Source organism: Deltaproteobacteria bacterium (genome assembly GCA_020848905.1).
Classification (GTDB): domain Bacteria; phylum Myxococcota_A; class Polyangia.
Genome location: JADLHG010000004.1, coordinates 356,994 through 383,990 on the forward strand (window position 1 = coordinate 356,994; position 26,997 = coordinate 383,990).

At 68.0% G+C, this 26,997-nt stretch carries 25 protein-coding genes; 10 read left to right on the forward strand and 15 right to left on the reverse strand.

The features are described from left to right. Positions 1-15 precede the first annotated feature (15 nt). The 5 genes from ruvC to IT371_02250 all read left to right on the forward strand — a co-directional run bounded on the left by ruvC (position 16) and on the right by IT371_02250 (position 4,610). Positions 16-504: a crossover junction endodeoxyribonuclease RuvC gene (ruvC, locus tag IT371_02230; protein ID MCC6746444.1), complete on the forward strand. Its 489-nt coding sequence runs from the start codon at positions 16-18 to the stop codon at positions 502-504. Positions 505-565: 61 nt separating this feature from the next. After that, the gene (gene ruvA / locus IT371_02235) at positions 566-1,165 is read left to right on the forward strand and encodes a Holliday junction branch migration protein RuvA (protein MCC6746445.1); all 600 of its coding nucleotides are present in this window, start codon (positions 566-568) and stop codon (positions 1,163-1,165) included. Positions 1,166-1,183: 18 nt separating this feature from the next. Beyond that, positions 1,184-2,209 (forward strand): Holliday junction branch migration DNA helicase RuvB, encoded by a 1,026-nt coding sequence (gene ruvB, locus IT371_02240; GenBank protein MCC6746446.1) that lies wholly within the window; start codon positions 1,184-1,186, stop codon positions 2,207-2,209. A 20-nt stretch (positions 2,210-2,229) separates the two neighbouring features. Beyond that, a complete protein-coding gene (locus IT371_02245) occupies positions 2,230-2,895 on the forward strand; it encodes a hypothetical protein (protein ID MCC6746447.1) in 666 nt (221 codons plus the stop codon). A 176-nt stretch (positions 2,896-3,071) separates the two neighbouring features. Continuing rightward, positions 3,072-4,610, forward strand: a complete 1,539-nt coding sequence (locus IT371_02250; protein ID MCC6746448.1) for a HEAT repeat domain-containing protein — start codon at positions 3,072-3,074, stop codon at positions 4,608-4,610. On the opposite strand, the gene IT371_02255 is transcribed toward IT371_02250, so the two are convergent. The 5 genes from IT371_02255 to IT371_02275 form a co-directional block, all read right to left on the reverse strand. Beyond that, positions 4,597-8,205, reverse strand: coding sequence for an MMPL family transporter (locus IT371_02255; protein MCC6746449.1), 3,609 nt, complete (start codon positions 8,203-8,205; stop codon positions 4,597-4,599). The two genes, IT371_02250 and IT371_02255, sit on opposite strands and share 14 nt — an antisense overlap. Before the next feature lie 62 nt (positions 8,206-8,267). Continuing rightward, a complete protein-coding gene (locus tag IT371_02260) occupies positions 8,268-9,581 on the reverse strand; it encodes an amino acid permease (protein ID MCC6746450.1) in 1,314 nt (437 codons plus the stop codon). Between the two features lie 31 nt (positions 9,582-9,612). Beyond that, the gene (locus tag IT371_02265; GenBank protein MCC6746451.1) at positions 9,613-10,068 is read right to left on the reverse strand and encodes a biopolymer transporter ExbD; all 456 of its coding nucleotides are present in this window, start codon (positions 10,066-10,068) and stop codon (positions 9,613-9,615) included. 107 nt (positions 10,069-10,175) lie between these two features. Continuing rightward, on the reverse strand, positions 10,176-10,808 hold the full coding sequence (locus IT371_02270; GenBank protein ID MCC6746452.1) for a biopolymer transporter ExbD: 633 nt from the start codon (positions 10,806-10,808) through the stop codon (positions 10,176-10,178). Then, positions 10,805-11,491 carry a MotA/TolQ/ExbB proton channel family protein gene (locus tag IT371_02275; GenBank protein MCC6746453.1) on the reverse strand — a complete coding sequence of 229 codons (687 nt, stop codon included), beginning with the start codon at positions 11,489-11,491 and terminating at the stop codon, positions 10,805-10,807. The genes IT371_02270 and IT371_02275 overlap by 4 nt, the downstream gene beginning before the upstream one ends. A gap of 500 nt (positions 11,492-11,991) precedes the next feature. Here IT371_02275 and IT371_02280 point away from each other — a divergent pair, with 500 nt between their 5' ends. The 5 genes from IT371_02280 to IT371_02300 all read left to right on the forward strand — a co-directional run bounded on the left by IT371_02280 (position 11,992) and on the right by IT371_02300 (position 16,093). Further along, positions 11,992-12,813, forward strand: coding sequence for a MotA/TolQ/ExbB proton channel family protein (locus IT371_02280; GenBank protein MCC6746454.1), 822 nt, complete (start codon positions 11,992-11,994; stop codon positions 12,811-12,813). Positions 12,814-12,895: 82 nt separating this feature from the next. After that, positions 12,896-13,543: a MotA/TolQ/ExbB proton channel family protein gene (locus IT371_02285; GenBank protein MCC6746455.1), complete on the forward strand. Its 648-nt coding sequence runs from the start codon at positions 12,896-12,898 to the stop codon at positions 13,541-13,543. A gap of 36 nt (positions 13,544-13,579) precedes the next feature. Continuing rightward, entirely contained in the window at positions 13,580-14,062 is a 483-nt protein-coding gene (locus tag IT371_02290; GenBank protein ID MCC6746456.1) for a biopolymer transporter ExbD, read from the forward strand. Between the two features lie 19 nt (positions 14,063-14,081). After that, positions 14,082-15,401, forward strand: a complete 1,320-nt coding sequence (locus tag IT371_02295) for a MotA/TolQ/ExbB proton channel family protein (protein ID MCC6746457.1) — start codon at positions 14,082-14,084, stop codon at positions 15,399-15,401. Between the two features lie 95 nt (positions 15,402-15,496). Then, positions 15,497-16,093, forward strand: a complete 597-nt coding sequence (locus IT371_02300; GenBank protein ID MCC6746458.1) for an Ig-like domain-containing protein — start codon at positions 15,497-15,499, stop codon at positions 16,091-16,093. Positions 16,094-16,116: 23 nt separating this feature from the next. Here the strand turns inward: IT371_02300 and IT371_02305 are convergent, their stop codons facing one another. From IT371_02305 to IT371_02350, 10 genes are all read right to left on the reverse strand, one after another. Next, a complete protein-coding gene (locus IT371_02305; GenBank protein ID MCC6746459.1) occupies positions 16,117-16,995 on the reverse strand; it encodes a diaminopimelate epimerase in 879 nt (292 codons plus the stop codon). A gap of 41 nt (positions 16,996-17,036) precedes the next feature. Further along, a complete protein-coding gene (secG, locus tag IT371_02310; GenBank protein MCC6746460.1) occupies positions 17,037-17,660 on the reverse strand; it encodes a preprotein translocase subunit SecG in 624 nt (207 codons plus the stop codon). Positions 17,661-17,718: 58 nt separating this feature from the next. After that, positions 17,719-18,492: a triose-phosphate isomerase gene (locus IT371_02315; GenBank protein ID MCC6746461.1), complete on the reverse strand. Its 774-nt coding sequence runs from the start codon at positions 18,490-18,492 to the stop codon at positions 17,719-17,721. 28 nt (positions 18,493-18,520) lie between these two features. Further along, a complete protein-coding gene (locus IT371_02320) occupies positions 18,521-19,708 on the reverse strand; it encodes a phosphoglycerate kinase (GenBank protein ID MCC6746462.1) in 1,188 nt (395 codons plus the stop codon). Positions 19,709-19,710: 2 nt separating this feature from the next. After that, positions 19,711-20,721: a type I glyceraldehyde-3-phosphate dehydrogenase gene (gene gap / locus IT371_02325; protein MCC6746463.1), complete on the reverse strand. Its 1,011-nt coding sequence runs from the start codon at positions 20,719-20,721 to the stop codon at positions 19,711-19,713. Between the two features lie 248 nt (positions 20,722-20,969). Next, positions 20,970-21,164: a hypothetical protein gene (locus tag IT371_02330; protein ID MCC6746464.1), complete on the reverse strand. Its 195-nt coding sequence runs from the start codon at positions 21,162-21,164 to the stop codon at positions 20,970-20,972. A 264-nt stretch (positions 21,165-21,428) separates the two neighbouring features. Further along, entirely contained in the window at positions 21,429-21,770 is a 342-nt protein-coding gene (locus IT371_02335; protein ID MCC6746465.1) for a PilZ domain-containing protein, read from the reverse strand. 10 nt (positions 21,771-21,780) lie between these two features. Further along, positions 21,781-22,197 carry a PilZ domain-containing protein gene (locus tag IT371_02340; GenBank protein ID MCC6746466.1) on the reverse strand — a complete coding sequence of 139 codons (417 nt, stop codon included), beginning with the start codon at positions 22,195-22,197 and terminating at the stop codon, positions 21,781-21,783. Further along, a complete protein-coding gene (locus IT371_02345) occupies positions 22,194-22,616 on the reverse strand; it encodes a hypothetical protein (protein MCC6746467.1) in 423 nt (140 codons plus the stop codon). The genes IT371_02340 and IT371_02345 overlap by 4 nt, the downstream gene beginning before the upstream one ends. 339 nt (positions 22,617-22,955) lie before the next feature. After that, positions 22,956-26,924 carry a hypothetical protein gene (locus IT371_02350; GenBank protein MCC6746468.1) on the reverse strand — a complete coding sequence of 1,323 codons (3,969 nt, stop codon included), beginning with the start codon at positions 26,922-26,924 and terminating at the stop codon, positions 22,956-22,958. Positions 26,925-26,997 lie beyond the last annotated feature (73 nt).

Here is a 26,997-nt window from a genome sequence, read left to right on the forward strand (position 1 = left end):
CCTACCGCCCCGTGCATCTTGGGCATCGATCCCGGGAGCCGGATCACCGGGTATGCGGCGCTCGTTCACCGCGGCCGCCAGTTCAGTGTGGTGGAGAGCGGCGTCATCGTGGTCCACGCCGAGGAGAACCTGAGCGAGCGGCTCGCGCTCCTCTCGGTGCGCATGGACGAGATCCTCGAGCGGGTGCGACCGGAGGCGGTGGCGGTCGAGGACGTCTTTTTCGCCAAGAATGTGCGCAGCGCGCTCTTGCTCGGCCACGCGAGAGGCGTCGTGCTCGCCGCAGCGGGGCGGCGCGGCCTTCCCGTGCACGCGTACCCGCCCGCTACCGTGAAGCAGGCCGTCGCCGGCCACGGCCGGGCGGACAAGGGGCAGGTGCAGCGGATGGTGCAGGTGCTCTTGTCGTTGGCCGAGCTGCCGCGCACCGACGAGGCCGATGCTATCGCGGTGGCGATCTGCCACGGACTGTGCCATCGGCAGCGCTCCATGGTTGCGGCCGGCCGATGATGGACCGTTCCGTTCGCCGAGCCGTGGTCCGTTCGGAGTTTCGCGCCGTGGGAGAACGTCGATGATTGCTGCGTTGACGGGGATCCTGGCGCACAAGGGGTTCGACCGGGTGGTGGTCGACGTGGGTGGCGTGGGCTACCTGGTGAACGTCTCGCTCCAGACCTTGGCCGAGCTGCCTCCGCAGGGGGAAAAGCTCTCTATCCTCTGTCACACCCATGTTCGCGAGGACGCGCTGCAGCTCTTCGGGTTCCTCCAGGAGCAGGAGCGACAGGCCTTCGAGCTGCTGATCGGGATCTCCGGGGTCGGGCCGAAGCTGGCTCTCAGCATCCTCTCGGGCATGCCGGTGGGGCAGCTTCTCGTGGCCATCGCGGAGAGCAATCACGGCCGGCTGCAGGGCATCCCCGGCGTGGGCAAGAAGACAGCCGAACGCCTCGTGATGGAGCTCAAGGACCGATGCGCACAGCTCGCCATGGCCCAGCCGGTGAGCGCCCGCCCCGAGGATCCCCGTGGCACGGAGGTGGTGGAGGCGCTCGTGGGTTTGGGTTATAAGCGTCCGCTGGCCGAACGGGCCGTGCAGAAGGTCCTCAAGACGGAAGGCGCCGCGCCGCCGCCTGAGCAGCTCCTGCGCCACGCGCTGTCGGCCATCGGGGAGTTGCGATGACGGCGGCGAGGTTCTGAGATGTCCAATCGCCACAGCGAGCTCTCGCCCGAGCGAGAGCCCGAGGAGCTCCTGGCGGAAACGACGCTCCGTCCCCGCCGGCTCGAAGACTTCATCGGACAGACGCGCCTGAAGGAGAACCTGAGGGTCTACGTCACGGCGGCGCGGCGGCGAGGGGGAGCGCTCGACCACGTGCTGTTTTGCGGACCGCCCGGGCTCGGCAAGACCACGCTGGCCTGCATCGTGGGCCACGAGCTCGGCGTGCAGGTGCATACGACGAGCGGTCCAGCCGTCGAGCACCGCGGCATGCTAGCGGGGCTTCTCACGCAGCTCGGCGAGCGCGAGATTCTATTCATCGACGAGATCCATCGCCTCAACCCGGCCGTGGAAGAGTACCTCTACCCGGCCATGGAGGACCTGGCCATCGACGTGCCGAGCGGCACGGGCGCGTTCTCGCAGACCCTGCGCCTGACGCTGCGCCCCTTTACCCTGATCGGGGCGACCACGCGAAGCGGGTTGCTCACCTCGCCCCTCCGCGACCGCTTCGGCATCGTGGAACGGCTGGAGCACTACGGGCCCGACGACATGACGCAGATAGTCGAGCGCTCGGCCCGCATCATGGCGGTCGCCGTCGAGCGAGACGGAGCGCGAGAGATGGCGCGGCGGGCCCGCGGCACCCCTCGCATCGCCAACCGGCTGCTCTCGCGCGTGCGCGACTTCGCCGAGGTCGAAGGGGACGGCAGGATCACCCTGGCGGTGGCCCGCAGCGCGCTGTCGGCGCTCGAGATCGACGACGCGGGGCTCGACCGCACGGACCGCGCGCTCCTTCGATCCGTCATCGAGAAGTACGCAGGTGGGCCGGTAGGCGTGGACGCGCTGGCCATGGCGCTCAGCGAGGAGCGAGAGACGGTCGAGAACGAGATCGAGCCGTACCTCATTCAGGAAGGCTTCATCCAGCGCACGCCGCGTGGGCGGATGGCGATGCCTCGGGCCTATCAGCACCTCGGGCTGTCCGAGCCTGCCAGGCCGCAGGGAACTTTGTTCTAGCCTGGGGGTCGAAGCATGAGATGGAAGGCACGCACATGACCCAGGAGCCCGTCCCGTCGCTTCGTTCCCGGTCGAGCTCCCGGGCCGTCCAGGCGGCGATCATCGTGCCGAATGCCATTCTGGTGGTGATCGTAGCGCTCTATTTCGTCTCCCGCGCCAACTCCGAGAAGGTGCAGCCGCTGGTCAAGACGGATCCGAACACCTCGGCGCGGATCGCTCAGCTCGAGGCGAAGCTGGGGCGCGACCCCGGCGCCACCGACAGCGCGCTCGAACTGGCCCGGCTCTACGACCGCGCGGGGGAGTTTCCGTGGTCCTACGACGCCCTCAAGAACGCCGAGAAGAGCGGGGGCGACGAGCCGGCGTGGCGGCTCCGGCTCGCCCTGGCCTACTTCGAGCTGGGAAAGAACGCCGACGGCCTGCGCGTCCTCAATGCCGCGCACGCAGCCTGCAAAGGCGCCCGCTGCACCACCGGGCTGAAGGTCAAGCTGGAGGTCCTGGTCCAGTTCGGGCAGCAGCTCATGGCGCGGCAGATCGACGCGCGGAAAGACCCTCAGGCCGCCGCAACCCTCCTCGGGGAGCTGCTGAAGCCTGCCCGACCCGTCGAACGCGCCGCCGCGGGGAAGGGGAGCGGCGCAGGCGATGGGGGGAGCCCCCGGGCGCCTTCGCCGGCGTCGCAGCCTCGATAACAGCCCCCTCTGCGGAGTGTTTGGCGACGGGCCGGCGCCGTTGACACGACGGGGGCCGAAGGGCTACGGTCTCGAGCGGTCACCCAGGACCCATAGCTCGTCGTCATCTTTGCCGCTGAAGCCGTCGTACGGCCACTCGGTCGATATGTCAGCGGATTCGTGCGCGGGAGGAACCGATGTCGAGGGTAGCACTGATTGCGCTGGGCCTGAGCTTCGGGCTCGCGGCCTGCAACGACCCCAATAACCCCCAAACCTGGATCAAGCGATTGCGGGATCCGGAGTACGCCACGCAGGCGATCAAGGAGCTCCAGCGGATCGGAGACCCCGCCGCCGTGCCTCCGCTGTGCGAGCTCTACAAGGACTTCGAGAGCCCCACGATCCTCAAAGCGATCATCTCCTTCAAGGACAAGCGCGCCATCCCGACCCTCATCGCGGCCCTCGAGTTCACCGAGGACAAGTATCACAACGCGACGCTCGCCGCCGCGACGCTGGCGGAGATGAAGGCCACCGAGGCGGTCGAGCCGCTCACGAAGGTGCTGGACAAGGCGATCAGCATCCGGTCGCGCGCCAACCTCGCGAAGCTTGCGGCCATCGAGGCGCTGGCCCAGCTCGGCGACAAGCGCGCGGTGGGAGCGCTCATCAAGACCCTCGAGCGACGCCCCGAGCAGCAGGACTTCCTGCTCAACAAGAAGGCGGCGGAGGCCCTGGGCGAGCTCGGGGACCCCCAAGCGGTCCCGGTGCTCATCCGCGCGCTCTTCACCTCCAGCACGCTCCAGGGGACCTCGTTCCCCATGGCCCGCGTGGCGCTGGTGCGGATCGGACAGCCGGCGGTGAAGCCTCTCCTCGAGGCCATGCAAGGCAAGGACAGGGCTCTCGAGGGGATGGCCAAGGAGCTCAAGTTCGCCGACGGGGTCGTTCTCAACAAGACGGCGATCGTGCTCGGTGACCTGGGCGCCAAGGACGCCGTTCCTGCCTTGCTCGAGCAGCTCGGCAAGGCGAGCCCGACGGAAACGAAGGTGGCCGGCGTCATCGAGGGGCTGGGGAAGATCGGGGACGAGCGAGCCGTGGAGCCGCTCGTGAAGCTGCTGCTGAACGGCAAGGTCGACTACAAGATCCGTCAGCAGGCGGCGCAGGCTCTCACGGTGCTCGGCTCGAAGAAGGCCATCGCCCCGCTCCTGGAGGTCGCCGAGAAGGGGTACGTCGAGGGCGGCTACAGCAACCTGCGCGAGGCGTGCGCCATGGCCTACAGCCGCATCGTGGGCAAGGAGGCCGGGCAGGGCGTGGCCAAGATCAAGGCCATGATCGCCGACGACAAGATCAAGGGCGATCCTCGGGTGGTCGGCACCTTCAAGGAGGCCCTCGAGCGCGTGCAGGTGGCGCTCGAGTGTCAGGACGACGCGGCGTGCTACGGGAAGAAGGTGACCGACGAGAAGCTGTCGCTCGCGCAACGCGAAAAGGCGGGGATCATGATCGGGATCCTGCCCGACGGGCGCAAGGCGCTGGCGGACCTGGTCAAGGCCCTCCCGGTGCGCGAGCCCATCCTGCGGCTCTTCTTCCTGCAGTCGGCGATGCGCATCGGCAACGGCAAGGACACGCAGCTCATCGCCATGCTGGAGGAGCTGGCCGCGAAGGACAGCAAGCGTCCGGTGAAGTTTCTGGGGGCGGACCTCGCCACGCACGACAAGATGGCCGTGGCCTTGATCAAGAAGAAGTAGCCCGCCGCCGGTCGTCCCTCTCGCCGGGAGGCGGCTCCCGCCGCGCCCGGGCCCGTTCGGTCTCCTGGAGCAGCGCCGGGAGCGTGAACGTCCCAGCGATGAAGATCGCGCACAGCCCTATGATGGCCAGGAGGCCCAGCGATCGCAGCCCCGGGTGGCTGGCGAAGGCCATGTTGCCGAAGCCGAGCACGGTCGTCGCCGCGCAATAGAAGATCACGCGAAAGAGGCTGCGCTGGACGGCCCCCACGCCCCCCGCCCCGCGCTCGTGGTAGCGGTGGAGGTAGTGCACTCCGTAGTCCTCGCCGATGCCGAGGAGGGCGGGCAGGACGACGAAGTTGTAGATGTTGATGCGCATGCCCAGAAAATGCATGAGCCCGAAGGTCCAGAGGAAGCCCAGTAGCAGCGGAAGTCCGGCGAGGAGCGTGGTCCAGACGCTGCGGAAGTCGAACCAGCAGCTCCCAAGGACGACCAGCATCGAGAGCAGGATGGCCCACCACCCCTCCCGGAGGAGCAGGTCTACGACCTCGGTGAGGACGAGCTCTCCGCTCGCGACGTGGAAGGTCCCCGACGGAACGACCGCGGGCGTCGCGGGCTCGGCTCGGGGGAGCCATCCCGGTCGCGCGATCGCCAGGACGTCCCCCCCAAGGCCCCCGGGCACCGCGAGCCCTCGCTCCTCCGCCTCGTCGCGGAGAAGGACGGGGTCGAAGACGCGCTGCCCGCGCACGGCGAAGTCCCTGAGTCGCTTGGCGACGACGTCGGCGCACCGGCTGTCGGTGGGCGGGCAAGCGACCACCAGTCGCCGCTGCTCGGCGACGGCGCGCGCGCCGGGCGGAAGGATGCTCCCCACGTGGACCCACGGCGTGCCGGTGATGGTGCCGACCTGCTGCTTGAAGCGGCGTGCCTCGCGGGTGTCGCTAAGGTTCACGCCGTAGTAGACCATGGCGACCCAGGCGTCTCCGAAGCCGGGCCCGCGAAAGATCCGGCGGACGCCTTCGGGGAGCTCCGCCACGTCGAAGGGCTTGGCGCCCGTCCGCTGGCGCAGCGACTCCAGCTTCACCCGCCGCTTGGTCTTCTCGTCCACGAGGCGCCACCGCGAGTCCCTGAGGAGCTTGCCGATGCGGTCCAGGAGCGCGCGCTTCTCCGGCTGGCGCGTCGGCACGAGGTCGAGGATGGAGACAGTGCGGCGCACGGCGCTCCGTGACCCGAGCTCGGCTCGGCGGCGCTCTATCGCGTCGAGGGCCGCGACCAGCTCGTGGCGGCTCGCGGCGCGGAGGAGCGTCGGCGTGAAGGACTCGCCGAAGGATTGGGCCGAACGGTCCTGGACCTCGTCGTAGGGCTGCACGGGGCGGAGGACGTTCTGGTCGTATTCGAAGTTGAGGCGGAAGAGTCCCCACGCCCCGAAAAGGGTCGCCGCGCCGGAGACCAGCAGGATGGGCCGCGACCAGCGCTGCATCACGCGCCCGAGGAAGGAGGCTCGCAACAGGGGCGGGCGGAGCGTCCGCGCGGGGAGGCGCAGCAGGCGCGTGCCCTCGCCGAAGCGGAGCAGCGCCGGCAGTAGGACGAGATAGGCGAAAAGGGAGAGCAGGATGCCCGTGCCGGCGATGAAGCCGAACTCCGAGAATCCCTTGAAGTCCATCAGACAGAGGGTGTAGAGCGCAGCCGCGGTGTTGCTGGACGAGGTGAGGATGGCGCGTCCCGTCTCGGCGACCGTGCGATCGATCGCCTCCTCGACGGAGAGGCCGGCGCTGCGCTCCTCCACGTAGCGGCCGTAGAGCTGGAGGCCGTAGTCGATCCCGAGGCCGAAAACGACAGCGAAGAGATAGCCCGTGACCGCGTTGAGCGCGCCGAAAGCCACGGTTGTGACCCCGGCGGTCCAGGCTACGCTCAGCGCCAGGGGGACGAAGGTGACGAGCATCCCCAGACCGCTTCGCACGTAGAGCGCGATGAGGAGCAGGATCCCCGCGATGGCGGGCCAGGTCACCCCGAGGATGTCCCGCGTGGCGGCCCCGAGCTCCTTGATCTTGTTCGGCGCGTCCCCACTGATCTCGACGCGGAGGGCGGCGTCGACCTGCGACAGATTCTCGCGGGCGATGACGCCCTCGATGTCTCGCTGCAGCCGAGATAGGCTGACCACGTCGGCGGAGCCCTGCTTGGGGAAGATGGCAAGTCCCACCGAGGCCTGGTCCGGGTGCAGGTACCATTCGCTGCGACCGAAGCGCGATACGAGCTCGGCGTGCTGACCGAAGAGGGTCTTAAGGCGTTCGCGACGACGGCTCTGGTCCCGTTCGTCGACCTCGACGTAGAGCCCGCTCTGTCCTGCCGCTTCGCGATCGAGGGTCTCCTCGAGGAGGTCCGCGACCTCCTGTAGCTCCTCGGGGCTGGCCCAGTAGAGTGCGCGGTCGGAGAAGAACTGGACCGGCTTGCGGTAGTCCACGCGGCTCACCAGCGGCAACCGCTCGAGGGCCGCGGCGAGCGCCGGGAGGCGGGCGAAGACGGGGTCGAGCTGCGGGGCGGGGCGAAAGACCGCCGTCAGGCGGCTGGTGCAGGGCGGGAGAGGGGTGCGCGGATCGTCGGCGGGACCGGCGCGCCAGACCTCCAGCCGTCGCACGATGGCGCAGCTCTCGCCCACGGTCCACGCGAGGTCTTCCCCCGCGCCGGACGCACCGAGGAGCTGGTTGGGGAGGCCGAAGTGCTCGGCGCGAACGGCGTCGCCGTCGTAGCCGAGGATGGTGCCGCGATCTCCGACAGCCCAGGCGCGCTCGGCCGAGCTGGCCCAGATCGCGCGGAGCGTGACCGTCGCCGGCGTCTTCAGGCGGCGCCACCCTCCGGTCCGGTCGCGGGTCAGCCAGAGGCCGTTTCCGCCGACTGCGAAGGCGGTGCCGTCCGCCGCTACCGAGACCCCGTGCAGGTCCACCTGCGTGCCGCTCTCCTCGCGCGACCAGCGCCCGCTCTCGAAGCGCAGGATGGTGCCGCCATCTCCGACGGCGTAGACCTCGCTTGGCGCGAGGCCCGTCACCGCTCGAAGGTGATGCCGCGTGCCGGTGGCGTGAGGCCGCCACCCCTGACTGTCGCGATGCCACGCTGCGCCTCCGTCCCCGACAGCCCAGAGCTGCTTGGCGTGGGTGCCCCAGAGGCCGCGGACCGTCGCGTGGCCCGCACGTTCCTCGGTCCAGCGCGATCCGTTCCAGAGGAACACCGCGCCTCGCGCGCCTCCTGCGGCGACGTCGAGGGGGGAGGCGCCGTGTACCGCGTGGAGCGGCACGCCGAGCGCGTCGCGATGCCACCGCCGCCCGTCGTAGCGGTGCGCCGTGCCGTCGTCGCTCACCGCGAAGAGGTAGTTCTTGTTGAGCAAGACCATGAAGCCCGTCTCGCCCCCGGAGACCTCCTGCACGCGCCGGAGCGCCTTCAGATCGGGGTGGTCCTCGGGTAGCAGCGCGGCGAGGTCGGTGTTGAAGGAGAGGCGTCTGGCGGTGAGCAGGGCCCAGCAGGTGAGGCCGAGCGCCAGGAGGGTGACGAGGCGATGCCGCCGGCTCAGGCGGAGCGCGCCGTTCGTCAGTCGCTCGTAGATCGTGCGGCGCTCTCCTCGGTCGCTCATGGCGGGCGGCAGTCTACGTCACCCGTGGCGGCTTCGTCGACGGTATGCCCCGTTCCGGCGGGTCATCGGGGGGGAGCGTCCGGCCCGCCGGGCGGCTTCTTGCGGAAGAGCAGCCAGGGGATGCCGCCGAGGGCCACGATGCCGCAGAAGCTGAGGACGATACGGAGGCCGCCGTCGGTCTGCGTGAGCTGGAGGCCGAAGAGCGAAACGAGCACGATCGTGGCCAATAGGGGGATCGTGGCGCCGCCGGGAAGGTGAAAGGCCCGAGGCTGACTCGGAAGACGTTTTCGCAGCATCGGCACGGCAGCGCACGTGGCTAGGTACTGCACCCCTACCGTCAGCACCGACAGGTCGACGAGGCGCGCGAAGTCCAGGAAGAGCACGAGCAGCGCGACGACCCCGCTCGTCACGAGGATCGCGCGGTGCGGCGTCCCGTGGCGCGGGTGCCGCGCGCAGAGCGCTGTCGGGAGGTGACCGTCGGTAGCGAGGGCCTCGAGGTAGCGCGGACTCGCGAGCGCTACTCCGGCGCAGAAGCCGAGCATGGAGACGACCGCCGCGGCAGAGACCATCTGGCCGCCGACCGTGCCGAGGAGCGCGCGCCCCATCAGCGCGAGCGGCTCCTTCGAGCCCGCCAGGTTCTCGGTGGTCCCGGAGGCCGCCAGCTGGATCGCCATGTAGAGAGCCGTCGCGAGGGCCAGGGATCCGAGGACGGCGATCGGCGCGTAGCGCCTCGGGCGAGCGGTCTCCCCCGCGGGAACGGGGACTACCTCGAAGCCCTGGAAGGCGAAGAAGACGAGGAAGATGCCACGCGGCAGCGGGCGGAGGCCGTGGGGAAGGAAGGGACGCAGGCGCTGGCGTTCGGCGCGCACGAGGCCGAGCGCCGCGAGCACTCCCAGGGGCACGAGCTTGGCCACCGTGAGGAGCTCCATGGCGTAGGCCCCGGGTTTCACTCCGAGGTAGTTGATCGCGCCGAGGGCGAGCGTGACGGCGGCCGCGCCGATCGCTCCCAGGGCGGGGTGGCGCAGGCTCGGGACGAGCTCGGCCAGGTAGGGGACGAGGGCCCGTGTCACCGCGGCCCAGCTCAGGACCGCTGCCGCCCAGCAGGTCCATCCCACGAGGTAGCCGACGAGCGGCCCGAAGGCGGCGCGCGCGTAGACGGTGGGGCCCCCGGAGCGGTCGAAGAGCCCCGCAGCCTCGGCGAAGCAAAGACCGATGAGCAGGCTCACCACGCCGCACCCGGCGAAAGCCAGCACCGCGCCGGGGCCAAGGAGCTGCGCGAGAAGCCCGGGGAAGGCGTAGATCCCCGAGCCGACGATGGCGTTGACCCCGAGACAGAGGAGGTCGAAGAGCGAGAGCTGACGCTTGGGGGGCTCCACGGAGATGCGAGCCGGCGGGCTCGTCGACGCGCTAGTCGCCGACCTTCAGCACCATCAGGCGATACTTGCCGAATTCAGCCTGCCCGGCGGTGTAGAGGACTTCGCTCACGAGGCGATACGGGGTCATCTGATCGGCCACCACGACGACCTCGCCCTCGAACTTCATCTTGCCCCGGGTCCTGGCCTCGATCTTCTTCAGGCGGGTGGCGTGCTTCTGCAAGATCGCGAGGAGGGGGTTGATGACGTAGCCGCTCTGCCCGTCGCGCTTGATGGACGCATCCACCTCGCCGCGCTTCACGGCGGCCACGGTCTCGTCGCGGTCGCCGGCCTCGACCATCACCGCCTTCTTGGTGATGGTGATCTGAACGGCCTTGTGGGGTTCCACCTGGGAATTCGAACGAGGCAGCAGCATGTCCTCGCTCAGCGTCACGTTCTCCACGCTGACCGCGAAGTTCTTGAGGAAGAAGATGAGCAGGATGGTCATCATGTCCATCATTGGCGTGATGTTCAGATGGGAGACCTCCTCTCCCTCTGGAATCTGTCGCCGAAGCTCTCGGTACTTCTTGCGGGCTGCAACGCGCGGAGAAAGCATCGCTACTGGACCCCCGCGCTGAGGATCACCTGGTCAAACATGCACCCGTCGTCTCCCGTGCACTTCTTGGTCGACCGCCCGCGCAGCGTGTCCATGGTCTTCACGACGACCTGATACGGGATCGCACGGTCCGCGGTGAGGACCGCCTGCCGCTCCGCGACCCACTTCTTCTTCACGTCGGCGATCTTCTTGGCCAGCCCCTGGTAGTCGTACTGGTCGACGAACACGAGCTCCGTATCCCCGCGGTCGTTCGCGCGCGTCACGGGGGCCGCCGGGCAGCGCCCCTTCACGAGCGCCCCCTTGCAGGGAATCAGCGGCAAGATGCCACCGCTGCCACCGATGCGAAACCCCGTGTCCGTGACGGCCACGGTGAGGTTCAGCTTGGGCGTGTCGTCGTCTTCGGCCGATGCAGCCCCCGCCGCGGGCTCTGCGTAACGTGGGGCCGCGACGTTGATGTTGGCCAGGGTGATGCTGAGCGCCGTGGTGGCCAACATGAAGATCACCGTATTGGTGATGATGTCGAGATAGGGAACGAGGTTGATCTCGCCCCCTTCGTGCTCGGACTCCTCCGCTGCCGCGATCTCGCGGCGAATGCGGGCTCGAACCTTGGCCATCGCCGTGTTGGCGGCGCTCACTTCTTCGCCCCCGCGACCGGACCCGGGCCCGGAGCCGGCGCTGGCGCCGCGACTCCACCGCCGCGGACCTGCGTCACGAGGAAGTTCTCGAGCTTCATGGAGAAGAGCTCAAGATCGGCGACCACCTTCTTGGCCATGCCGGTGAGAATCAGATGGAAGATGATGGCGGTCACGGCGATCGATAGACCGAGGGCCGTGTGGTGAAGGGCCTCGGAGATACCTTTCGCGAGTTCCTCCTTCTGCTTCGCCGGGTCCTGCGCCGCCACGGCCGCGAAGGACTTGATGAGACCGAGCACCGTGCCGAGGAGGCCGACCAGCGTGGCGATGTTGGCGAGCGACCACAGGGACGGGATGCGCTTCTTCACGTCCGGAGTGGTTTCCACCAGCGCCTCTTCCACCGAGGTGGCGATCGCTTCCTCGCCGCGATGCACCTGGACCAAGCCGGCCTTCGCCACGCGCAGCAGCGGCGCGTTCGTCGAGCCGCATAGCCTGATGGCGCGGTCTACGTTGTTCGCCTGAATCAGCTTTCGAAGCTGCTCGAGGAGGCCCTTCGCGTTGATCTGTCCCTTGAAGAGCAAAAAGATGAAGCGTTCGACAACGACGGCCAACACGGTGATGAGACACACCGCGTTGACGTACATGAAGAAACCGCCGTGGCTGATGAACTTCGCAAGTCCTTGCATGCTATGGCGCCTCCGCTAGCTCTATCCGCAACGCGACACGCCCCGCGAACACCCGCGCTGTGTTTCGACAGCCTATTGCGATGGTGGCTCGAGTCGAGTCAGTGGCCCTGACGTCTGAACGGACCCAACGTGTCTACCATAAGGGTTCTGGTCAGTAAAGGAATTGCGCGGTCACCCCGCGCCGCCGGGCTTCGCCGTGGCAGTCCTCTCGGCCTCGGCGCGGCGCACGGGCCGTCAGGCAACGTAGATCTCCGCTCGGCCGGGAGGCGGAATGAATGTGGCATTCTCACCCAGACTGGGGCAAGCCGCCACATGCGCTGCGCCTGGGACGGGGCCAATCTCCCGTTCCCACATACGACACCGTCGGTACGAATCTTGCTCCGCGCCATCTACGACCCTACGACAGACCTCTGCCGATAGGGTTTCGCGCGAGGCCTGGTGCTCGTCGCTCGGTGCGTAGCGCCGATCGCTAGTCGCCAAAGGATCGAGGAGAGGACGGCATGCAGGAAGAGGTGAAGACTACCCCCGTCGGGTTGAAGGTCGGTCTGTTCATCGGGTTCGTGGTGGTGTGGCTCGGCGTCGGTTTCTTCCTCCGCGCCGTTACCGAGTTCTTCAAGCTGGGCGGGTGGGGGATGTGGCCCATCCTCGCCACGGCGCTGCTCTTCATCATCTTGACCGTGGACCGCGTGCGGTACCTGTACTTCCGGGTTACGAGCCACCGCAGGGAGCTCGTGGCCGAGGTGCAGAAGCACCTCATGGCCGGAGACGTGGCGTCCGCGGTCTCGTACTGCCGCCAGGCCGGGACGCCGATGGCGCACATCGTCGGCGCGGGCCTGTCGAACCTGCGGCAGACGAATGACGAGGTGCAGGAGGCGGTGGACGAGGCGGCGCTCTACGAGCTCCCCCGGATCGAGAAGCGCACGGGCTACCTGGCCATGATGGGAAACATCGCCACGCTGCTCGGTCTGCTCGGCACCATCATCGGTCTCATCACCTCCTTCGCGGGCGTCTCGCTCGAGAACGAGAATGACCCGGCATCGCAGGCGAGGGCCCAGCAGTACGCGCACCTCGTTCCGGCGTGTCAGGGCGCGAGCGGGAAGGCCCTCGTGGCCTGCATCAAGCAAAACAAGGCCACCATTCTGGCCAAGGGGATCAGTGAGGCCATGAACTGCACGGCCTTCGGCCTCTTCGTCGGTATCCTGGCCCTCTTGGCCTATTCCGTCCTCAACGGCAGAACGCAGCACCTGCTCGACGACATCAACGACGGCGTAACGCAAATCCTCAATCTCGCTGTGAGCCACCGGAAGGCGCTGAAGGCCTAGGGGTGCACGAAGGCACGCCATCCGGATCGGGCAGGTAGCGAACGACATTCGACGTGGCCGGCAGGCCAGGAGGTTTCAGAACATGGGCTTCATTCAGGTCATCAATGAGGCGTTCAAGGAAGGCGGTTGGGGGATGTGGCCGATCCTCATCCTTTCCGTCTTCGCCGTGGGACTCATCATCGACCGCACCGTGTATCTTATCCGGGCCGGGATCGATAAGCGCCAGTTCATGGGGCTGATGCAGAAGCTCATCGCCCAGGGAAACGTGGCGCAGGCGATCAAGGTGTGTAGCGGCACCTCCAAGCCGATGACCCGCATCATCCAGGCGGGGCTCATGCGCATCAACAAGTCCGACGCCGAGGTTCAGGCGGCCATGGACGAGATGTCGCTGCGCGAGATGCCGCTCATCGAGAAGCGGACCGGTTACCTGGCCATGATCGGCAACGTGGCGACCCTGATGGGACTCCTCGGGACGATCGTGGGTCTCATCAAGTCGTTCGCCGGCGTCGCCGGCATCGACCCCTCGCAGAAAGCCACGCTGCTCGCCAAGGGTATCTCCGAGGCCATGAATTGCACCGCCTTCGGTCTGCTGGTCGGCATCGTCTCGCTGCTGGCCTTCTCCGTGCTGAACGGCATGACGCAGTCGCGCATCGACGACATCAACGAGGTGTCGGCGCAGGTGATGAACCTGATCAGTGGCTCGCGCCAGGCCGCTCCGCCGGCGATGTAGCAAGATCCCCGGGGCCCACCACACAACGAGGGCGAAATGGGCGTTTCAATTGATACTGGCGGCGGAAAAGGCGGCAAGAAGCCCCTCGACGCCGAGCTCAACCTGGTTCCCTTCATCGACCTGCTGGTCTGCTGTATCTGCTTCCTTCTGATCACCGCCGTCTGGTCGCAGATGGCTCGCATCAAGGTGAGCCAGAACAAGAAGGGATCGGCGGCCGAGAAGGTGGAAGAGAAGCCGCAGGAAATTCAGGTCAAGGTCGTGCTCCTCGTAGGGGACGACGGGTACACCATCACGGCGGGCGCCGAGCGTCTGGTGATCCCCAAGCAAGGCGAGCTCTACGACACCGAGAAGCTCGGCAAGCAGCTCCGAGAGATCAAGGTCCAGCGGCCGGAGAAGAACGACCTGACCGTGGCCGTCGAGGACGGCGTCAAGTACCAGCACATCATCCGCGCCATGGATGTGGCCCTGAACCAGCACTTCACCGACATCCGCGTCAGCGACGCATCGGCGGCGCTGTAGGGCGCAAGGAGAGACCCTGATGGGCAAGGCGACGGGCATCATCGTAGTCGTTGTGGCGGCGCTGATTTCGATCTTCCTGCCGTTCAACGTGCTGCCGACCTTTCTCCGCGAGGCCTTCGAGGGTGGTCGCTGGGGCATGCGTCCCATCCTCTTCAGCTTCCTTGTCAGCGCGTGGTTGGCGCTAGACCGGGCGATCGTGCTCGTTCGCGGGTCGCTCAACGCGCAGGAGTTCAATAGCACCCTGCAGGGTCTCCTCTCGTCGGGAAACATCAACGGTGCGGTCCAGTACTGCGAGCAGGTGGACAAGCCGCTCTCGCGCATCGTGGCGGCCGGCCTGCGCGCGAGCGCCCTCGGTGAGAAGAAGGTCAAGAACGCCATGGACGAGGTGGCGTACGGCGAGCTTCCGAAGCTGGAGATCCGCACCGGCTACCTGGCCCTGATGGGCAACGTGGCGACGCTGATGGGCCTCTTCGGCACGATCATCGGACTCATCCACTCCTTCAGCGCGGTCTCGAAGACCGGAGTCGGCGAGAAGGCCACGATGCTCGCCGCCGGTATCTCCGAGGCCATGAACTGCACGGCCTTCGGACTGCTGAGCGGCATCTCGGCCCTCTTCTTCTTCTCCGTGCTGAACGGGAAGACCCAGGGCCTGCTCGATGAGATCAACCACCTTTCTCTCAAGGCCTTCCGGATGTGGAAGCAGGCGGCGCGGCAGCAGGGGGCGCATTCCCCGGCCCACGCCGAGGCGCACATGATTCACCCGCCTGCGGCGCACCTCCTCGGCAGCGTCGGTCTACACAAGGGCGGCGGTCACGGTTCGCACGGTCGGGGACGGAAATCGACCTTCGCCAACCTCCAGCTCACGCCGCTCATCGACATGTTCATCGTGATGGTGATCTTCCTGCTGATGAGCTTCTCCGCCACCGGCGAGCTCGGGCGCGTGGCCAAGGACATCAAGCTCCCCTTCGCCGAGAAGGTGGACGCGATCCAGCGCGCCCCCGTCGTGGCCGTCTCCTTCCCGAAGGATGATCCCTCCGGCGGGGTCGTGATCCTCGAGGGTAACGCCGTCTCGACGGCGAAGGAGCTCCTCGATGACGACAGCCCGGACTGGAACATCTCGCGCCTCAAGGAACAGCTGGAGGTGTTCAAGAACAACTGGAAGGTCACCCACCCGAGCGAGAGCTTCAACGGCGATCTCATCCTCCAGGTGGACCAGAACGTGGACTTCAAGATCATCAAGAAGGTGATGTATACGGCGGGCATCGCCGGCTATACGAACCTCATGTTCGCCGTGACGCAGAAGGCGAAGGGCGGGGGGGGCGAAGCCGCCGCCGAGTAGTACCTGCCCGACGCCCCCACGGGGCCGCCGCCTGCCGCGCGGCTGACAGCACCGCAGTCCCGTCCAGCAACCCTCGCACCGAGACGCCAAGAACCATGAAGCGACGCGCGCTCCTGCTCTCTGCCCTCCTCGCTCTCGCGAGCTGTGCTGCCAAACCCTCGTCCATCGAGGTCACTCCGGACCAGCCGGTGCTCGGTGGCCGAGGAGGACGAGTCCAGGCGAAGGCCACCGTGAAGGACAAGGAGGGCAACGTCATGCCCGCGCAGGCGGTGGTCTACCGCAGCTTGAATCCCACGCTCTTCGCGGTGGACGACAAGGGGCAGATGGAGGCCCTGCGCTCGGGGAGCGGGAAACTGCTCGTCCAGGCGGGCGAGGTGACCAAGGAAGTGCCAGTGGTGGTGCAGATCCCCAAGCGCGTCGAGATCGACCCCGAAGCGCCCGTGTTGATGGTCGGCGTGCGCCGCGCGTTCAAGGCCACGGTCCTGAACGACCAAGACCAGGCCATGTTTGGCGGGGGGATACGGTGGGCGAGCAGCGACCCGAGCGTCGCCTCCATCGACGACAAGGGGACGGTGAAGACGGTGAAGGAGGGCGAGGTCACCATCACGGCCGAGGCTGCGGGAGTGAAGGGGACCACCAAGCTGACGGTGAAGCACGAGCGGTTGCAGGAAGACGGGACCCTCTCGCAGTAGGCGCCCGTCGGGAGGAAGAGGGCTCAGTCCGCGACCTGAACCTCGCCCTCGAAGACCATCGTCGCCGGGCCCTCCATCCAGACGCGGGACAGATCCTCGGCGACCAGAATGTCGAGCGTCCCCCCGGGCAGGTGAATGGGGAGCGGGCGACCTGCGGGATGTCGGCCCGTCACGGTGGCAGCCACGGCCGTGGCGCAGGCGCCGGTGCCGCACGCGAGGGTGAGGCCGCAGCCCCGCTCCCAGACGGCGAGATCCAACCCTTCGCGGTTCGCGGCAGGCCGTGCGAACTCCACGTTGGTTCGCTGCGGGAATCGGGGGTGACGCTCGAGGCTCGGCCCGAGGGCGGCGGCGAGGGCCGTCACGTCGGCCGTCGCTTCCGCGAAGGTCACGAGGTGCGGGTTGCCCATGCTGACGGCGGTGGCGCGGAGGGTCGTGTCGCCCACCTGAATGGGCTGGTCCACGAAGCGACCCTCGGCCTGCATCGGGAGCTCCCGTGCCTCGAGGCCGGGGCGTCCCATGTCTACGCGCACCGACCGCACGAGCCCGTCGTCCCCGCGCGTGAGGGCGCACCGCAGCACCCCGGCTCCCGTGAGGATAGGGATCTCGGATAGGTGGCGGAAGCCTTCCAGGTGGTCATGGAGCAGCTTGGCCACGCAGCGAATGCCGTTGCCGCACATCTCCGACTCGCTTCCGTCGGAGTTGATGACCCGCATCTGCGCCAGGGCGTCCGGAGACGGGGAGGCCAGCACGAGGAGGACGCCGTCGGCGCCGATGCCGCGGTGGCGGTCGCAGAGCCGGACGGCGGTCTCGCGCGCCGTGAGGAGATCCACGGGGGCGGAGCGGCTGAGGCCGTCCACGACGATGAAGTCGTTTCCTAGACCGTGGAGCTTGCGGAAGGGCACGCGCATGATCGGCTTTACCCTGGCGCCCGGAGCGGGAGGTCCTACTCGTCGGCCGGCTTGTCTGCGGCCGGCTTGTCTGCAGCCGGCTTGTCGGCGGCGGGCTTGTCGGCGGCCGGCTTGTCGGCGGCCGGCTTCTTGGCCGCAGGCTTCTTTGCGGGAGGCGCCGGGACCGCCGCCTTGTCCGCGCCCTCCGCGGCGGGGGCCGGGGCCTTCGAGGGCGCGGGCACCGCGGCAGGGGCCTTGGTCGGGGCAGGAGAGGGCGCTCCGCCGGGGGCGGATACCGCGGCAGGGGCCTTGGCCGGCACGGGCGCCTTGGACGAACTCACCTTCTCGGCGGCCTTCTTGGCCGCCTCCTGGAGCTTCTTTTCCTTGTCCTTGCGGTCCTTGTCGCGCTTGGCCTTCTCCTCGGCGCGCTTCTTGAGCACGACGTCTTCCTGCTGGCTGGCTTTCCAGGCCAGGCTCATGGAGGTGAGCATGAAGAGCACCGCCATGGTGGCCGTCATCTTGCCGAGGAAGGTGCCTGCCCCGCGGCCGCCGAAGACGGTCTGGCTGGCGCCGCCGAGGATGCCGATCCCCATCCCGGCTCCCTTGCCGGCCTGAAGCAGGATGACGAGGATGAGGAACACACAGATGATCACGTGAAGGATTGTGATGAGCGTAAACATCGATCGTCCGTTTCCCCTGCCTGCTCGCGTCGAGGCGGAACAGCCGGTGGGGTGTAGTTCATTCCCTGGTGTATTTCAAGATCTCGATGAAGGACTCGGCCTGCAGGCTCGCCCCCCCGACGAGGGCCCCGTCGATGTCCGGCTGGGCCATCAGGCCCTGAACGTTGTCCGGTTTCACGCTCCCGCCGTACTGGAGGCGGATCCGTTCGGCCGTTTCGGCCCCAAAGAGCGTCGCGAGCCGAGTTCGCAGGAAGCCGTGGACCTCCTGCGCCTGGGCCGTCGAAGCGACCTTTCCGGTTCCGATGGCCCACACCGGCTCGTAAGCCACCACCACCGACGCGCCCGCCTCGCGCGAGACGCCGGCGAGCGCCCCTTCGAGCTGCCGCGACACGACGTCGAAGGTCCGGCCCGCCTCCCGTTCGGAGAGCAGCTCGCCCACGCAGAGCACGGGCACGAGGCTGCTCCGCAGCACGGCGTGGACCTTGTTGTTGACGGTTCCGTCGTCCTCTCCGAAGAGCTGCCGCCGTTCGGAGTGGCCCACGATGACGTGCGTGCACCCTACGTCAGCGAGTAGCGGGGCCGAGACCTCGCCGGTGAAGGCTCCTTCGTCGGCGTGATGGCAGTTCTGCGCCGCCACGATCAGCCGGGACCCCTCGACCCGACGCGCCACGGCCGACAGGGCCGTGAACGGTGGGGCGATGCCGACCTCCAGGTCGGCAGAGAGACCTCCGAGGACGTTACGTATCGAAGACGCCAGCTCGAGCGCCTGCGCGACGGTCTTGTTCAGCTTCCAGTTGCCGATGATGATCGGCCGCCGCTTGCTCAGGGCCATGCTTTGTCCGCGTCTTCGAGTGTCGCGCCTAGCTCTCGAGGGCCGTGATTCCGGGCAGCGCCTTCCCCTCGATGAACTCGAGGGAAGCACCTCCACCGGTAGAAATGTGCGTAATCCGGGGGGCGAGCCCGCTCTGCTGAACCGCAGCCACCGAGTCGCCGCCGCCCACGACGCTGAAGGCGCCGCTCGCCGCCACTGCCTTCGCCATGGCCAGCGTTCCCTCTGCGTAGGCGGGGCGCTCGAAGACGCCCATCGGCCCGTTCCAGAAGATGGCCTTGGCCTGTCCGAGCTGCGCTTCGAAGAGACTGCGCGTCTTCGGCCCGATGTCGAGCGCCATCAGGTCTCCGGAAACCTCGCCGGCCGGGACGGTGGCCTGGGCCGGCTGGTCGAGTCCGGTCCCGCATACCAGGTCGACGGGGAGGTGGAGCGCCACTCCCGCCTTCTCGGCAGCGGCGCTTATCCGCCGGGCCACGTCGAGGTAGTCGTCCTCCACGAGCGATGCGCCGACGAGGCCTCCCCGGGCCTTGAGGAACGTATTCGCCATGGCGCCGCCGACGAGGAGCACGTTCACCCGCTTGATCAGGTTCTCGAGCACGCCGATCTTGTCCGCGACCTTCGCTCCGCCGAGAAGCGCGGCGAAGGGGCGCGGCGGGTCCTTCAGGAGCCGGCCGAGCGCCTCGACCTCCTGCATCATCAGGAATCCGGCCCCGCGCGCGGCGAGCTGCGACACCATCCCCACCGTCGAGGCATGCGCGCGATGGGCGGTGCCGAAGGCATCGTTCACGTAGACGTCCGCGAGCGAGGCGAGCTGGCGCGAGAACGCATCGTCGTTCGCCTCCTCGCCCGGGTGGAACCGGAGGTTCTCGAGCAGCACCACGTCGCCTTCACGCATGTCGGTGACGAGCTTCCGGGCGCCGTCGCCCACGACTTCGTCGATGGCCAGGACGCGGTACCCGTCGCCGAGGTGCTTGGCCAGCACGGCGCCCACCGGCTCCATGCGGTACTTCGGGTTCGGCTTGCCCTTCGGGCGTCCGAGGTGCGATGCCAGGATCAGCTTCCCCTTCGCATCCAAGACGTGGCGGATGGTGGGCAGCGAGGCCACGACGCGCGTGTCGTCCGTTACGCGAAGCTGGTCGTCCAGGGGAACGTTGAAATCCACCCGGCAGAAGACCCGCTTCCCTGTGATCGGTAGACCGTCGACGCGCTTGATGGCCATGGCTACAGCCTCTGCGCGACGAGCTTGCACATGTCCCAGAGGCGGGCCGAATAGCCCATCTCGTTGTCGTACCAGGCGAACACCTTCGCGAACTTGTCGCCCTGGACCATGGTCGAGGGCAGATCGACGCACGACGAATGGGTCTGGCTGAGGAAGTCGATCGAGACCAGCGGCTCATCTACCGCCAGCATGATCCCGCGGAACTCCTTCTCCGCCGCGGCGCGCAGCGCGCCGTTGATCGCGTCGCGAGTGGCCGGCTTCGCCAGGTTGACGGTCAGGTCCACCAGCGAGACGTTGGGGGTTGGAACGCGGATAGCGATCCCGTCCAGCTTGCCCACGAGCGCCGGGAGGACGAGCCCGATGGCCTTGGCTGCACCGGTGCTGGTGGGGATCATGGAGGTGGCCGCCGCACGCGCCCGGCGGAGGTCCTTGTGCGGTGCATCCAGGATGCGCTGGTCGTTGGTGTACGAATGCACCGTGGTCATGAGGCCGGACTCGATACCGAAGTTCTCATGGATGACCTTGGCCACGGGGGCCAGGCAGTTCGTGGTGCAGGAGGCGTTGCTGATGACGTGATGCTTCTCCGGGTCGTACGTCGCGGTATTGATCCCAAGGCACAGCGTGGCGTCGACGGCGCCCTTGGCGGGGGCGCTCAGGATGACCTTCCGGGCGCCGGCCTCGAGGTGCATCGCGCACTCGTCGCGCTTGGTGAAACGACCGGTGCACTCGAGCACGACGTCCACTTTCAGATCCTTCCACGGGAGCTTCTTCGGATCGGATTCCGCGAAACACTGAACGGACTTACCGTTGACTACGATGGCGCCGTCCTTGGCCACGGAGGTGCCAGGGAATTGCCGATGGATGGAGTCGTACTTCAGCAGGTGCGCCAGTGTGGCGGCGTCGGTGAGGTCATTGACCGCGACGAGCTCGGCGCCCGTGGTGTCATTGGCCCAGATGCGGGTCACGCACCGGCCGATTCGCCCGAACCCATTAATAGCGACGCGAACTCCCATGGTCCCCTCCCTGTGAGGTGTGACGACCTGCAACGCGCGACTCGGGGTTCATTAAGGACGCCCTGGGTCGCTTGGCGCGCAGAACTCTACTTCCCACCTGGGGCCCAATGCAACTGGAGCCTACGGAGGTCATGCCGCGCAGGAGGCGTGCGGCGGCCGCTCCGCTCTGTGCTCGGGGCGCACACGCCACCGGTCCTACACACCATGGGTTCGAAGGCCGAAAGGGGGGAGTCGCGCCGAAGGTAGGGCTACTGGGGGTTCACGTTGCTTTGTTCGCCGCGAAGGTCGGAGGTGACGAGGCTGATGAGCTCGGTGCTCAGCGAGACGATCTGTCGGCTGTCGTAGCCGTTCTGTTTGAGTTCCTTGAAGAGCGAACGGGCAATGATCTTCAGGGCCTTATCGTTGCCCGGTGCAGCGTTGGCTTGAGCTAGCAGTGGTGCCATGGGCGCCCTTCCTGGGTAAACTGCCGTAGACCGTGAGCAAGCTGCATGCCACGGGCTGCTTTGTGCGTGATCGTTCGGGATTTCGCCGGCGGCGGGGTCCCCCGGTGCGTAGGGCGGTGCGCACCGGACCGGCCCGTGGCCCCGCGCTGCGTAGGCCGGTATGCAGTCGCGGCGGTCCAGCCCTCGGAGATCTAACCGGATCTCTTGACCCGGCGGGCGCGACCACTTGACGCTCTCCGGTCGCTCGCCAGCCTGCGCCTGGGGTCAGGAACCCAGCCTGGACAGGAACCGCTCCAGGCGCTCGCACTGGGCCGTATCCAGCGCCGCGAACCGTATCCCCGCCTCGTGTTCCCCGTCGGCATGAGCGGATTGCCAGATCACCTCTCCCACCAGTTCGAGCGGCGAGGAGATCTCGTCCTCCACTCCATCCTCGACGAGGAAGAGAGACAGTCCGAGCGGGGCACCCTCGGGGAGCCGCCGGCCCATCGTGAGCCCAACGCCCCCACGGCTCAGGTTCTTCGCCTGGGCAGGCACCTCCTCCGCATCGAGTCGGATCTCCGCGGCGGCAGCGATCTCGTACCGGAAACTCAGGCGCCGGTTCGGCATGCGTACTCCCTCATAGGTCGTCTTCGCCGTCCACGTCGAACGGGCTGGCCGCTTCCTGCCGGGCCTGAGAGTCGGGGGCTACCTCTTGCTGCAGGAACCGCAGAAACATGTCCAGGTGGCTCTCTGTCGCGGGCGACAGCGGTGCGAAGGCGGCGCCGACCTGGAAGGTGCGCGGTCCGAGCGGCGTGCACCATATCGCCCGGCCTTCGACGACGAGCTCTTCGGAGAAGGAGGACCGTCCGAGCGCGAGGCAGAGCGCGAGCTCGAGCGGAGTTCCGGCGACGATCGGCGCGGGGCAGATCATGCAGATGCCGCCCCGACTCACATCGCGCGTCACGACCTCGAGGGGTGGCGTGCTGTTGCGGATGTGGGTCCGGAGCTCGACCGCGAAACGACGTTCGCGCCGCTGGTCAGGAGGGCGGGTCATGGAATGCCTTCGCGCGCGAGCAGTCCACCTGTGAGTACCTCGAGCAGCGCCCGACGCTGCGCGAGCTCTTCTTTGAGCTCGTCCCTCTGGTCGACCGAGAGGGAGCCGGTGTCGGCGGCCAGGCGCGCCCGCACGTTCCTCCATTGGGAGTATGCGCGGGCGACCCGTTCCAGCAGGTCCTGTCGCTGTCGCACGAGGTGTTGTCGCAGCGCGGTCACTCGAAGCTCCCGTCCGTCGAATACGAGCCGTTCCAGATCCCACGTTGCCCGAATCTCCCAGCGAAGGGCAACATGGTTGTTCAGTTCGAGTCCCGCCGGTCGGGGACCGCCTTGCTCCCAGAACTCCCCGAGGGTTTGCCCGTAGAGGAAGCGCACCGAGAAACGCGGGACGAGCGGAGACCAGGCGAGGCGCCGACGCATCCGACGCTCCGCCTCCTCCGTTCCGAGTCCCGCCACTTCGAAGGCGGCGTGGGCCAAGCGGTCGAGGGACGGTTCGCGTCGGACGGGCCATCGCAGCCCGCGGACCTCGCCGCGTGCAGGCGGCGAGCCTCCGAGAAGCGCTAGAAGGCAGAGGGGGAGGCATAGACGGCGACGTGGACGGGGCGCGGCGTGGCGAGGCATGAAGGGTCGAGTTGCAGGGGCTGTGCCTGCCCGTCGAGCACGCGCTTTCGTGGCTTTCCGAGGCTACGACGAGCCACGCGTCCGGAATCCGGTCCGGAGCCGTGCGCCGTTCGGACGCGGCGGGCTACTGGGTGCGGACTACTTGACGCCGAAGAACTCCAGGTCGCCCTTCTGGGTCAGGGTGGGGTCGTAGAAGAAGGTGCTGCCGTATACCTGGCCCCCCCCCGAGGTCGCCAGGTCGCTGAAGAAGCCGTAGCCGCGCGGCCCGCCCTTGAGGAGGCGCCCGAGATGAGGGTCGGCGACCGTCTTCGGGGTCCAGGTCCCCGGCCCCGTACGAAGCGCCGTCAGGAGATCTGCGTTCTGCTGGTCCTGGTAGATGACCCGGACTGCGCCGGCCCCATCCACGACGAGGGCGCTGTCTGCGCCGACATAGTGTCGTCCATCAGGCCGAATGCCGTCGTCCACGGTCTCCGTCGCGCCGGGCTTCAGGGTGCCCGCGTCGATCGTCAGGTAGTGAAGCGTCAGAGCGGGCTCCTTCTGGAACGTGACGTGGATCGTCTTTCCTCCGGAGTCGGCAACCGCGGCGCAGAAAGCGCCCTGTCGGTCCGTTGCCCCCCCCCCTACCACGACGCTCTTCGCTGCGCCGCCAGCGCCATCCACCGGCGCGGCCTTGAGCGTCCCCTGCGCCGCGTCGTGATAGACGAGCACGGCGTTTGCTCCGGCTCGCAGCGCCCTGGGCCATAGCCCCAGCACCGGCGGAACCTCGGCGAGCTTCTGGTCGGGGAGAATCGTTTCGCACTTCCCCGCGATGCAAGCCTGCGTCGTGCTGCAGGCCGGGTTGCAGGTCGTGTCCTTCTTTTTGCACTCGCTGCTTCCGTCGGTCGCGACCGCGCAGGCCTCGCCACTCCCGCAGAGGTTACGGCAGGGCATGGGCGCGCTGTCCACCACGGTGACGGTCCAGTCGTCCTTCGCCGCCGGGCTGGCATTCTTGGCGGCGGCCCACCGAAGCTCGGAGCGGAACTGGCCCTTCTTGGCCTCGACGTTCAGCACGAGGAAGGCCACCGCGGGCTTCTCCCCGCCGAGCAGCGAGACGGCGCGCCCGACCACCTCGCGCGAACTCGCCGCGGGCGCTGCGACCACGTGTGCAGTCCACTTGCCGCCCCGCCGGGCCGCGACCTTGAGGGCGCTCGCCGTCGCGTCGTGGTAGGCGACGATGGCCGTTCCGTCGGCGGCGAGGGCGATATCGCTGTAGAGCCCGACGTCGTCCCCCGGCTCGGATACGCCGCCACGCCAGCCGCTCGGGGCGTTTGTCGGCTGGGCCGCAGGAACACCGTCCACGAGCTCTCGCTGCTGTTTGGTCAGGTCGCCGTAGGGGGCGCTCACCACCACGAGGTCGCCGAACTTGCTCTCGTAGGCGCTGGCCAGCAATCCCTCCTTCGCCGCCGTCAGGGCCGAGAACCGGCCGAGCAGGCCGGGCTGCAGCGGCGTGAGTTCCTTGCATTCGCAGTCGACGGGGAGCGCGGTGCAGGTCGCCTCGTCCATGGTCTTGGCGCCGTCCGGGGCGACCGCCGTGAAGCCGGGTCCGCATGTTTTCCCTGGTTTGCAGGACAGCTGCTCTTTTTCGCACTTTCCGCTTTTCTGGCAACAGTAGGTCCCTGCCGAACAGGCACCGCAACTGGGTGGGACCGCGCTGTCCCCGGCCGGGCCGCTGTCCTGGGTGACGGGGACGCTGCTCGGACAGCCCGCGAGCAGGAGGGGTAGCGCGAGGACCACGAGCGCCCGGAAGCGACCCGCACGGCGGAATCGGCGCGCAAGGGCCACGAGCCCCACCAGCACGACGAGGAGCCCTACGCTGCGCGACGGCACCGATTCTGGCACGGCCTGGCACCCGCCCCGTTCCTCGACCGCCGCCATCGGCGCGCGCGCCGGGACGCCGACCCGAACGGCCGGGGGCGCGGGGTCGCGAATCTCGAACTCCAGGCGCGCAGGGTGACTGTCGACGGCGTCGATCTCGCCGCGAGGTCGGGTGCGAACCTCGAGCAGGTGGCGCCCCAGGAGAAAGAGGATGGGGCTACGCAGGTGCAGCTCGGTGCCAGCCAGGAAGGGCGACCAATCGCCGCCGTCCAGCCGGTAGGAGAGTTCGGCCTGCGGGCCGTGGGGACTGTCCACCCGTACCGTCACCTCGGGCCCCTCCTTTAGATGGGAGAGCGCGCGGAGGCGCAGCGTCTCTCGCCGGCGGGGGAGCTCGACCCGGACCAGCCGGAGCCGCGTTTGCGGCACCTCGGCTCCCGCGGGCAGGGGCGAGGGGGCCGGCAGCGCCGGAGAGGGCGGTGGCTGCGGCGCGCTCGCCGGGGCCAGCTCTCCAAAGAGCGCCAGCACGCTGTTGGCGTCGGTGCTCGTGAAGGTCGCGTTCTTGATCTTCAACCCCGCGAGCTCTGGCAGCGCGAACCCCTTGCTGAGGAGCTCGGGGAGAAATCCCAGCGCCAGCTTGAGCAGGACGGGGAACTTGGCCTCGAGGTCTGCCGGCGTCTCACCGAGGAGCGCGCTGTCGGTGACCTTCAACTTGTCGAAGGCCTTGTCCAGTGCCCCGAGGACGGGTCGCACCTGGCCCTTCGCGTCGAGTACCAGCGCCACGGGAATCGAGACGTTTGCCGTGAGGCGCATGACCCTCACGAAGCGCTGGTCCGCGAGCACGTAGAGGTCGAGCGACAGGTCGTCGAAGCGCATCGTGAGGAGGGGATCCACAATGGTGTAGTTGCCGTTGCCTGCATCCACGATCTGCCCCTTGCCGAGGCTGAAGCGGGGCGGCGAGGCGGGGAGGACGACGAGCTTGACGGGAGCCGACTGTCCGCCGGTCAGCATGCCCAAGGATGGCATGATCAGACTGAAGGCGTCGGAATTCAGGAGCGGCATGGCTTGCGTGCTGAGCTCCAGACAGAGCGTTCCGGCGGTGTACGCGCTCCAACCGGCCATGTCGAGCATGCGCTGATGGATGCCCACGCCAAGGTGAAACGGCTTCCCCTCGGGGGTGGTGTTCCCGGTGAGACCGGCGAAGACGGGCAGCGGAGGGGTGGTCGGGTTGGGTCGGAGTTCAGGGCGTGGCTTGACGCAGCTAGCGGGACCCGTGCCGGGCGCCACGCCGCCGAGCAGCCCGAGCGTGACCCCGTTGTTGTGCATCCCCACGTGGCTGCCCAGCCAGGCCAGCAGGTCGAGGGCGCTCGGATCCCGGGACGGGAGGCTCGCCAGCGGCATGCGCCCCTCGACGCCGAGGCGCTGCACGCAGCTCGCACCCTGCATGCAGAGCTGCGTCTTTGCGTCGCAGGTGGCGCCACCGGGGCAGGGGGTCGTGTCGCACTTCGAGCAGAGAGACGTGTCGAGGAGCTGGCCCACCAGCTTTCCGACCGCGTTCTTGACCTGGTCGATCAGGAAGCCCTTGAAGAAGACGTCGGCGAGGAAGCAGAGGGCGCCCCCGTTGACGGAGAGGTCGCCGTTGTCGAGGTCGGTGAGCGTCGCCTCCTTGAGCGCGATGCGGGTGCGCTTGCTCACGGGGTCCACGCTGAAGCGCAGGTCGGCCTGAAAGGCCATGTCCCCCTTGCCGGCCCGAGTCGTGTCGAGCGCGATCGTGCACGAGGCCACCCCCGAGGTGGTGATCGGGTTTCCTGCGGGCGTACTGGCCTTAACGCGTGCGACGAGGCGCAGCGTGTCGCCCGAGGTGCTCTGGGGCTCGAGGGCCACCCCGGTCAGCGAGGCTTGAATCTGGCAAGGAGGCGTCTTCCCCTGGCAAGGGCCACTGCCGCTCTTCGTCGCGCAGATGTTCATATCGCCCACCACGGGCACCGAGAGGCCGCAGGTGGGCGGCACGTCGAAGTTGAGTCCCTGGGGGAGTACCTGCGCGAGGAGGGTGCCGCTGTTCTTTTCCACGAAGTCGAGCCCGTCCGAGCTGAAGCGGGCCTGGATTCCGCCAGGGATCTGCTCCGCCTGCGGGAAGCCCCCCGAGATCGGCTGCAGGCTGCAACCCTGCGACGAGCCGCCACAGCTCGCCGCGGCGAGCGCGAGGAGGGCGAACAACAGCTGCCGGGAGCTACCCCATTGATTCGCGATGCGCATGCTGCACCTCTTTGACGTTCAGCTCGCGCCACCCGCCACGGTTCGCGGTGGAAAGGAGAAGTGAAACCTGGGG

Coding starts and splice junctions, on each gene's coding strand:
- IT371_02300 (MCC6746458.1), top strand. CDS start 15,497: ATGAAGCGACGCGCGCTCCTGCTCTCTGCCCTCCTCGCTCTCGCGAGC.
- IT371_02250 (MCC6746448.1), top strand. CDS start 3,072: ATGTCGAGGGTAGCACTGATTGCGCTGGGCCTGAGCTTCGGGCTCGCG.
- IT371_02335 (MCC6746465.1), bottom strand. CDS start 21,770: ATGCCGAACCGGCGCCTGAGTTTCCGGTACGAGATCGCTGCCGCCGCG.
- IT371_02265 (MCC6746451.1), bottom strand. CDS start 10,068: ATGATGACCATCCTGCTCATCTTCTTCCTCAAGAACTTCGCGGTCAGC.
- IT371_02350 (MCC6746468.1), bottom strand. CDS start 26,924: ATGCGCATCGCGAATCAATGGGGTAGCTCCCGGCAGCTGTTGTTCGCC.
- IT371_02280 (MCC6746454.1), top strand. CDS start 11,992: ATGCAGGAAGAGGTGAAGACTACCCCCGTCGGGTTGAAGGTCGGTCTG.
- IT371_02255 (MCC6746449.1), bottom strand. CDS start 8,205: ATGAGCGACCGAGGAGAGCGCCGCACGATCTACGAGCGACTGACGAAC.
- IT371_02340 (MCC6746466.1), bottom strand. CDS start 22,197: ATGACCCGCCCTCCTGACCAGCGGCGCGAACGTCGTTTCGCGGTCGAG.
- IT371_02320 (MCC6746462.1), bottom strand. CDS start 19,708: ATGGCCATCAAGCGCGTCGACGGTCTACCGATCACAGGGAAGCGGGTC.
- IT371_02275 (MCC6746453.1), bottom strand. CDS start 11,491: ATGCAAGGACTTGCGAAGTTCATCAGCCACGGCGGTTTCTTCATGTAC.
- IT371_02330 (MCC6746464.1), bottom strand. CDS start 21,164: ATGGCACCACTGCTAGCTCAAGCCAACGCTGCACCGGGCAACGATAAG.
- secG (MCC6746460.1), bottom strand. CDS start 17,660: ATGTTTACGCTCATCACAATCCTTCACGTGATCATCTGTGTGTTCCTC.
- IT371_02245 (MCC6746447.1), top strand. CDS start 2,230: ATGGAAGGCACGCACATGACCCAGGAGCCCGTCCCGTCGCTTCGTTCC.
- IT371_02290 (MCC6746456.1), top strand. CDS start 13,580: ATGGGCGTTTCAATTGATACTGGCGGCGGAAAAGGCGGCAAGAAGCCC.
- IT371_02285 (MCC6746455.1), top strand. CDS start 12,896: ATGGGCTTCATTCAGGTCATCAATGAGGCGTTCAAGGAAGGCGGTTGG.
- ruvA (MCC6746445.1), top strand. CDS start 566: ATGATTGCTGCGTTGACGGGGATCCTGGCGCACAAGGGGTTCGACCGG.
- IT371_02345 (MCC6746467.1), bottom strand. CDS start 22,616: ATGCGTCGGCGCCTCGCCTGGTCTCCGCTCGTCCCGCGTTTCTCGGTG.
- IT371_02315 (MCC6746461.1), bottom strand. CDS start 18,492: ATGGCCCTGAGCAAGCGGCGGCCGATCATCATCGGCAACTGGAAGCTG.
- ruvB (MCC6746446.1), top strand. CDS start 1,184: ATGTCCAATCGCCACAGCGAGCTCTCGCCCGAGCGAGAGCCCGAGGAG.
- IT371_02295 (MCC6746457.1), top strand. CDS start 14,082: ATGGGCAAGGCGACGGGCATCATCGTAGTCGTTGTGGCGGCGCTGATT.
- gap (MCC6746463.1), bottom strand. CDS start 20,721: ATGGGAGTTCGCGTCGCTATTAATGGGTTCGGGCGAATCGGCCGGTGC.